The sequence below is a fragment of the Bacteroidales bacterium genome, from assembly GCA_012519055.1.
GTDB lineage: Bacteria > Bacteroidota > Bacteroidia > Bacteroidales > Salinivirgaceae > JAAYQU01.
On sequence record JAAYQU010000029.1, the window covers coordinates 1 to 8266 of the forward strand.

The window sequence follows — 8266 nt, forward strand, 5'->3', positions numbered from 1 at the left end:
ATGAACCACCTGCCATCATATCCCAGTCACCTGTTCCGGAGTATTGACCGCCTGTTTCATAATCGGTGTCATAATAGTCAGGGGCACCCAAAACGTGTCCAAATTCGTGACATATAACACCTATATTAGTAATATTTTGACCATATGAACCTCTTAGTTCAGGTGAACAAGAATATCTTGAAATATATTTGCCGTCTTTATATACTGCTGGGTAAAGACTAGATGCGTGTGACCAAATTGCATCAGCTGGTCCTCCAGCTTCTTCACCATAGCCGGCGAAAATAATGTAAACAGCATCAACATATCCATCATTATCATTATCGTATTCAGCGAAATTAACATGAGGGTCGGCTAAGTTGATAGCTTCTCTTACTAATGCACTAGGGTTACCTGAAGTGTTTGAACCATAGTAAGCCATGTTTCTACTTGCAACATAAGGACCTGCAACATCAACAGTTAAGTTAAACTGGTTGTATGAGCTTTCTAAATAGTAGTCTTTAACACTACCTGTGGCTCCTCCTGTTGAATATCCAACTTGATTGAAAAGTGCGTTAAATTCGGCTTGAGTTTTTACAAAAGCTCTGTCTTGAAATCCTATTAGGATACAAATTAATTTACGGTTTCCTGTTGTTGGGAATGCTCTGCTTGCTTTTTCATCTTCGGCTTTTCTAATAGCAATTGCTTGTTGCACAATTGCCATTTGTTCTTTACTGTAGAACATTTCTGTCTCTAAGGTCGATAAAAATAGCAATTCGGCATCAGACCTTGATTCAGGATCGTGTGCAATCACTTCTGATAAAACTAAATCGCCATCTATATCTTTTATCATATAAACATAATCTCCGACAGTATTATGTTTAATAGTATAGCCGTCTGTAGTTCTTGCCCAACTAAAATATTCATCTCCAAATAGATAATAGTTTAAAGTTGTGCCATCTGATTGGGTCTTTTGTATTATACCTGGATAGGCTGGCACTGCCATAAGGGAATTAAGACTTGACACCCAGACAAATGTCAAGAGCAGCAATTTCATTAATTGTCTCATAGTGATTTGAATTATTTGTTTAATATTAATTATTTATATGTTGTTGAGCGAATACAAAAATGTACTCTAATATTAGCATTTTCCTGAGCATTATATCATGAAAAAGCCACAATTTTTACGCCATTTCGTTATTCTAACGCTCAAAAATAGAAAAATGTTCTTAGAATACATGATTATTTTTGATAAAATGCCCTTTTGCATGATAAGTGTAAATAAGTTTATCGTTATTTTTCAAGTTGAGTGGTTGATAGTAAAAAACTAAATAAAAATTCTAATTTTGTACAATTTGTTTTTGATAAAACAAGATATCATTTGGATTTACAATAATTATGAGAGGTTTACAAAAGTATGATGATTTTGATGGGAATGGCGTAAACTTAAATACACGTTGATTTATAAATTAAGTTAACCTCAATAAACAAGATATATGACTATAAAAATGGTTGTAACCGATTTAGACGGTACTTTGTTACGAGATGACAAGTCAATTGGTTATACAGACCGCAATGCTTTTGAGAAACTTGGAGAGAAAGGAATTATTCGTGTTGCAGCAACGGGACGCAGTCTATATTCAATTTCGAAAGTTATTCCAAAAAAATTCCCGTTTGATTTCATAGTTTTTAGTACAGGAAGCGGCGTGATAGATTATAATAGTCATAAACTATTAATACACAATGGATTAGCAGCTGAGCAGACTGAAAAAGTAATAAAACTCTTTAGAGAAGAAAAACTGGATTTTACAGTCCATTTCCCAATACCTGACAATCATAAATTTTATTACCATCAGGTAAATAGCAATAATATAGAATTTTCGAACTACTGCGATTTTTATCGTGGCCACTGTACGCCTGCTGATTTTTCCAAGCCAATTTTTGAAAATGCTTGTCAGTTATTGTCTATTATGGAAGACGATATTGATAGATTTAATAGCGTTAAAAGTAAACTAACAGATTTTAAAGTAATTAGAACAACTTCTCCCATAGAGCATACCACGATTTGGATGGAAGTGTTTCCTCCAAATGTGAGTAAAGGTGATGCTGTTCATTGGCTTTGCAGCAAATTAAAAATCAATAAAGACCAGGTTTTGGCAATTGGAAACGATTACAATGACGTTGATTTTTTAGATTATGCGGGGCATGCTCGATTGGTTGAAAATGGTCACCCTGAGTTAAAAGAACGTTATCAAATTGTCCCATCTAACAATTCAAATGGTGTTAGTAAAGCGATACAATCATTAGTAGAAATTTAATTTGTTAGGATAGAAAAAAAATTAAACAGCCAAAGCTAAAAGTTAAATAATTGATTAATTTTGCACTCAGATTAAAATCAAACCAATTCATGGACGAAGGCCCGTATAGTAGTAAAAATTAATATTCTGTAAGAATTACCATGTAGTCCTTACAGAGTTTGTAAGGAGATTATATCATGGTAGAACAAATGACTGATTTTCACGAACTTATCGAAAATAAAGAGTGGAAAACTTTGAAAAATGAGTTGACCTCATTTGATACATTTCAAATTTCAGAATTTATAGAAGAGCTTGACGAAGACGATGACATTATAATGTTTCGTTTACTATCAAGAGAACAAGCTAAAGAAACCTTCCAACACTTATCACACGGGAAGCAGGAGAAAATAGTCGAGGGACTTGCCAAAAATGTTCGTACTATTTCAAGTTTGTTAAACGATCTTGATCCTGACGACCGTACAGCCTTTCTTGAAGAGTTGCCTGGAACAATTACCCAACGACTTATTCAATTGCTATCACCTGAAGAGAGAAAAATCGCAACTAAATTGCTTGGATATCCCGAGGATAGTATAGGACGTTTGATGACACCTGAGTATGTTGCTATTAAAGAATATTATACTGTCGATCAAGCTCTAAGTCATATTAGAAAGTATGGTAGAGACTCTGAAACATTAAATGTAATATATATTGTTGATGATGACTGGAGACTAATTGACGATATTAGAATAAAGGAAATAATACTAGCATCGCCAGACCAAACCATAAGTGATATTGTAGATCATAGGTTTGTCTCTTTAAATGCGTACGACGACCAGGAGGTTGCCATTGGTGCATTTCAGGATTACGATAGAGTAGCATTACCAGTAACAGACACAAATGGAGTATTGCTTGGTATTATAACATTTGACGACGTGATGGACGTTGCCGAAGAAGAATCAACGGAAGACTTCCATAAATTCGGTTCTATTCAGGATGCTATTATTAATCCACTAAAAGCTAAAGTTACACATTTATACGAAAAACGAGTATTATGGTTAACAGCACTTGTTTTTATGAATGTTTTCTCAGGTGCTGCAATTTCTTACTTCGAGAATGTTATTGAATCTGCCGTTTCTCTTGTGTTTTTCCTTCCGCTGTTAATAGGTAGTGGAGGAAATGCAGGTGCTCAATCAGCTACTTTGATGATTCGCTCAATAGCTACCGGAGATGTGCAAATGGGTGACTGGTTGAAACTTTTAGGTAAAGAGTTAATAGTGTCGTTGTTGTTGGGAATAACAATGGGAGTGGGTGTAATATTAATAGCACTATTCCGTTCTCCTGAAATAATTTGGGTTGTTAGCCTTACAATGGTGTTGACAGTTATAACTGGAAGTCTCATAGGACTTTCATTACCCTTTATATTTACAAAATTAAAAATAGACCCTGCAACAGCAAGTGCGCCATTAATTACATCTATTGCCGACATATGTGGCGTTGTTATTTACTTTTCAATAGCAACATGGTACTTAGGATTATAACGAATATGTGAACTTTAAAAACTTTGAAAAATATTTAGTATCTAGCTTTATATAAATTGAGTATGTTGCTTACTAGTCAAAAATTAGAAAAGATATAAATACTAAGAATAAAATGTTATATATCAATAATTTTTGGTAATATTGTAAGTCTGTATAACTGAGAATTAGGGAATGAACATGTTAACTTAAGTTTTACGTTCTCCTTAAACAGATAAATTTCAAACATATGAAGGTTAAATTAAAAATTAAAGGAAAAATTTTATTACTTATTTTAACCGCATCGGCTCTATTGTATTCAGTTTCAATTGGATACATTTTAATGCAGTCGCGAAAAATAATGGTTGAAGATAGTATCGAAAGTGCTAAACTGGTTGCTGAAAACTCGGCACAAAAAATACAACTATTTTTTGAGAGAGATCTTTCGCTTGCGCGTACTTTAGCTAGTGGCCTCTCCATCTTCAACGAATTAGATACCACAATATGGCAGCAATTTTTTATGTCAATGTATGTTCCCATAGTAGAGAATAATCCGCACATATATACGTTGTGGGACAGTTGGGAACATTACAGTTATGTTCCAGGATATACCAAAACATATGGTCGGTTTTGTATGACTGTTTATCGTGAGAATGATAAAATATACAAGAAGCTGGATAGGCGTAGTTTAACAGGAGATCCCGAAGTGTATGCTGAGTTTAAAGCAGATAATGTTGAAGATATATTTGAGCCATACCTTGATGAAGTATTGAAAGGAGACTATAGACATCTTATGACAACCGTTGCTGCTCCAATTCAACAGAATGGGAAGTATGTTGGAATTATTGGTATTGATCTGACATTAAAGTATTTACAGAAACTACTAGAAGAAGTAAAACCACATGAAGGCAGTTATGCATTTTTGATTTCTATGAAAGGTATAATTGCAGCACACCCAGACACATCGTTAATATATAAAAATTTAACAGATGTATATCCCGACGAGGTAAAAAAGTATAAATTGTTGGATATAATCAAAAATGGGAAAGAGACCCATTATGTACAATCTAGAGAAGACAACAAAGATCACTTAACAGTTTTTACGCCAGTAAAAGTCGGTAATTCTAAATCAGTTTGGTCATTAGCTTACTCCGTTCCAATGAAAGTAATAATTGATAAAGCTAATAAAAGCGTAATTATATCACTCGTTGTTGGTTTTGTTGGTTTACTGATAATGGTAGTAATAGTTGTTTTTGTGTCTAACAATTTAATACGTCCTATATCTTTGATAACTAAAACTTTAGGCAGGATTAGTCTTGGTGAAATAAATGAAGATATGGTACTCTCACTTCATACAGGAGATGAAATTGAAATTATGGCAAATGCTCTGAGTCATTCTATTAAAGGACTTGCCGACAAATCACAATTTGCCACAAAAATTGGTCAAGGAGACTATTCAACTCAACTTGAATTACTGTCAGAAAAGGATGAACTTGGAAAATCATTAATCGAAATGCAAGGAAGTCTCATCAAGGCTAGAGAAGAAGAGAGAAGTCGTCAAGAAGAAGAGCAAAAGAGAGTATGGGCAAATGATGGTATAGCGCTTTTTGGTGATATCCTTCATAGGAACAGCAACAATCAAGACAATTTGCTTAGTGAGCTATTAAAAACATTTGTAAAATACCTTGATGCGAATCAAGGCGCAATATATTTACTTAATGAAGATGACGAAGATGAGAAATACCTGGAAATGGTTAAAGCCTATGCTTGGGACAGACAAAAATTAGCATCTGATAAAATCTTGATTGGAGAGGGGCAGGTAGGTGCATGTTTTCACGAAGAGCAAACAATACTTCTTACTCAAGTTCCCGATGACTACATTAAAATAGGTTCCGGTTTGGGAGATGCAAATCCCACATCCATAGTTATCGTGCCACTGAAATATGAAGCAGGAGTATTAGGCGTATTAGAGTTAGCGTCATTTAATATTTTTACAGATTATCAGATAGAATTCTTAGAAAAAGTTTGTCAAAATGTAGCTAGTACACTTTCAGTCGTAAAAATTAATGAACAGACACGCATATTATTAGAAAAGTCGCAGGAGCAAGCAGAACAGATGCAAGCACAAGAGGAAGAGATGCGTCAAAATATGGAAGAACTATTGGCAACACAAGAGGAAATGGCACGCAAAGAATTCGAAATGGAATCGAAAATGAGTGCAATAAGTGGACTAGTATTAATGATGGAATATGATTTTGATGGAGTAATCATATCTGCAAACAGTAAACTATGCAGTTCAATGGGATATTCGATTGAAGACTTCATTGGTAAGCATCATAGTATAATTTTTGATAATAATGATTATGCATCCCAAGAGTCATACAAAGCATTTTGGGAAATGATGCGTAGCGGAAAATCTTTTGAAGGAATATTAAAGCGCAGGACAGCAGCAAAAGATGTTGTTTTAGTGAAAGCTTTTGCGCAACCAGTTTTTGACGGTAGTGGCACACCTTTTAAAGTAATTGAAATAGGAGTAGAGGTTAATGAGTTTTTTGAATCCAAGTAAGTTATTAATCTTTTGATGTAATGTGCAGATTAACAGAAGGTTGGCAATAAGTTTCCAAAGGTATAAATATGTATGATTAACATTAATTGTTTAAAAATCAACGTTAAAATAAAAAATATTTTCTGTCATATTTTTATTTATTTAATATAATGTTCTATATTTGTAGTTCGGTTTAAAAATAACATAATAATATTAATAGTAAAAAATTATCAAAAATGACAAAAGCAGATATTGTAAATCAAGTGTCCAAGAACACAGGAATTGAGAAATTGGTTGTTCAAAGAACTATTGAAGCTACTATGGAAACCATAAAAATGGCATTAGAAAGTGGCGAAAATGTTTACCTTCGCGGATTTGGTAGCTTTATAGTGAAAAAAAGAGCAAAGAAAACAGCTCGTAATATCTCAAAACAAACAACTATTATTATTCCCGAGCATTATATTCCAGCATTTAAGCCTGCAAAAGCATTTGTTAACAAGGTGAAAGCAAACGTAAAAGTAAAAAAATAGGAGAGTTGGACAATGCCAAGTGGAAAAAAACGTAAACGCCATAAAATGGCTACACATAAGCGAAAAAAACGATTAAGAAAAAATCGTCATAAAAAGAAAAAATAGTTGCCCTTGACCTAATTACGGGACAGCTCTAGAATTTTTTCCCGTAAACCTATTGAGCATGGCTCTTTAGGTTTTCGTTTTTTTGGGGATAAAAATATTGAAAAAAAACGTAACATTTTATTATTGTGAGTAGTACAAAAGAGCTTATTATAGATGTAGACACATCAGAAATTACAATAGCTCTTCTTGAGGATAAAAAACTTGTCGAACTATACAAAGATAGGAGCGATGACCGTTTTTCAGTTGGAGATATTTATTTAGGACGAGTAAAAAAAATAATGCCCGGATTAAATGCAGTGTTTGTTGACGTTGGACACGAGCGGGATGCATTTCTCCATTATTTTGATCTAGGGCCACAAATACGTTCATTAAACAAAGCTGTAACAGCAGCACATCAGGGTAAATCTGTTGTTCCGTTAAGTCGTATAAAGCAAGAACCTGATATCGACAAAAACGGAAAAATTTCTGACGTTCTGACAGAAGGGCAAATCATTGCAGTACAAATAGCGAAAGAACCAATCTCAACAAAAGGTCCGCGATTGTGTTCCGAGATAAGTATTGCCGGTCGCAATATTGTATTAATGCCCTTTTCTAATAAAGTCAATATTTCGCAAAAAATCACATCTGGTGAAGAAAAAATCCGACTTAAAAATCTCTTAACAAGTATAAAACCAAGAAATTATGGTGTTATAATTCGTACAGTTGCAGAAACACAGCGGGTAGCCAATTTGGATCAAGAACTTAGAGATTTAATTGAAAGATGGGAAAACTCATTAGTGAAAATAAAAGGGATTAGACCCCCAAAGCTTATTCTAGGAGAAGTTAATAGAACAACAGCACTATTGCGCGATTTATTAAACGACTCATTTAATAGTATTTTTGTTAACGACACAAATGTATATAATCAATTAAAGGAATACATTGTAGAAATTGCTCCAGATAAACAAAAAATAATCAAAAACTATCAGGGGAAACCCCCTATATTTGAGCAATTTGGTGTGAGTCGTCAAATCAGGTCTCATTTCGGAAGAACAGTCGCAATAAAGAAAGGTGCGTATTTAGTTATAGAACATACAGAGGCACTACATGCAATAGATGTTAACTCAGGTAACAGAAGTAAAGCAGGGGTCGGGCAAGAAAATAATGCTTTCGAAGTCAATATTGCAGCTGCAGAGGAGATTGCGCATCAACTTCGGTTACGTGATATGGGAGGTATCGTGGTAATTGATTTTATTGATATGAACGATCAAGAACATCGGCAGGAGCTCTATGAATTCATGAAGAAAGCAATGGAGAAAG

The 8266-nt window shown here is 34.1% G+C and carries 6 protein-coding genes; 5 read left to right on the forward strand and 1 reads right to left on the reverse strand.

All coding sequences use genetic code 11. The annotated features are described in order from the left end of the window. A partial coding sequence (locus tag GX311_05400; GenBank protein NLK15815.1) for a M6 family metalloprotease domain-containing protein occupies window positions 1-1045 on the reverse strand: 1045 nt, incomplete at its 3' end. Window positions 1046-1472: 427 nt separating this feature from the next. On the opposite strand from GX311_05400, the gene GX311_05405 reads away from it, so the two are divergent. The 5 genes from GX311_05405 to GX311_05425 form a co-directional block, all read left to right on the forward strand. Further along, window positions 1473-2294 (forward strand): HAD family phosphatase, encoded by an 822-nt coding sequence (locus tag GX311_05405; GenBank protein ID NLK15816.1) that lies wholly within the window; start codon window positions 1473-1475, stop codon window positions 2292-2294. Window positions 2295-2470: 176 nt separating this feature from the next. Then, window positions 2471-3811, forward strand: coding sequence for a magnesium transporter (gene mgtE / locus GX311_05410; GenBank protein NLK15817.1), 1341 nt, complete (start codon window positions 2471-2473; stop codon window positions 3809-3811). 226 nt (window positions 3812-4037) lie between these two features. Beyond that, a complete protein-coding gene (locus GX311_05415) occupies window positions 4038-6353 on the forward strand; it encodes a GAF domain-containing protein (GenBank protein ID NLK15818.1) in 2316 nt (771 codons plus the stop codon). 215 nt (window positions 6354-6568) lie between these two features. Beyond that, a complete protein-coding gene (locus GX311_05420; protein NLK15819.1) occupies window positions 6569-6862 on the forward strand; it encodes an integration host factor subunit beta in 294 nt (97 codons plus the stop codon). Between the two features lie 230 nt (window positions 6863-7092). After that, window positions 7093-8266 (forward strand): Rne/Rng family ribonuclease (locus GX311_05425; GenBank protein ID NLK15820.1); only part of this gene is annotated, 1174 nt, incomplete at its 3' end.

What these genes read in the sequence shown, in the direction of transcription:
- GX311_05415 (NLK15818.1), top strand. Translation starts at nt 4,038, where the DNA reads ATGAAGGTTAAATTAAAAATTAAAGGAAAAATTTTATTACTTATTTTA.
- mgtE (NLK15817.1), top strand. Translation starts at nt 2,471, where the DNA reads ATGGTAGAACAAATGACTGATTTTCACGAACTTATCGAAAATAAAGAG.
- GX311_05420 (NLK15819.1), top strand. Translation starts at nt 6,569, where the DNA reads ATGACAAAAGCAGATATTGTAAATCAAGTGTCCAAGAACACAGGAATT.
- GX311_05405 (NLK15816.1), top strand. Translation starts at nt 1,473, where the DNA reads ATGACTATAAAAATGGTTGTAACCGATTTAGACGGTACTTTGTTACGA.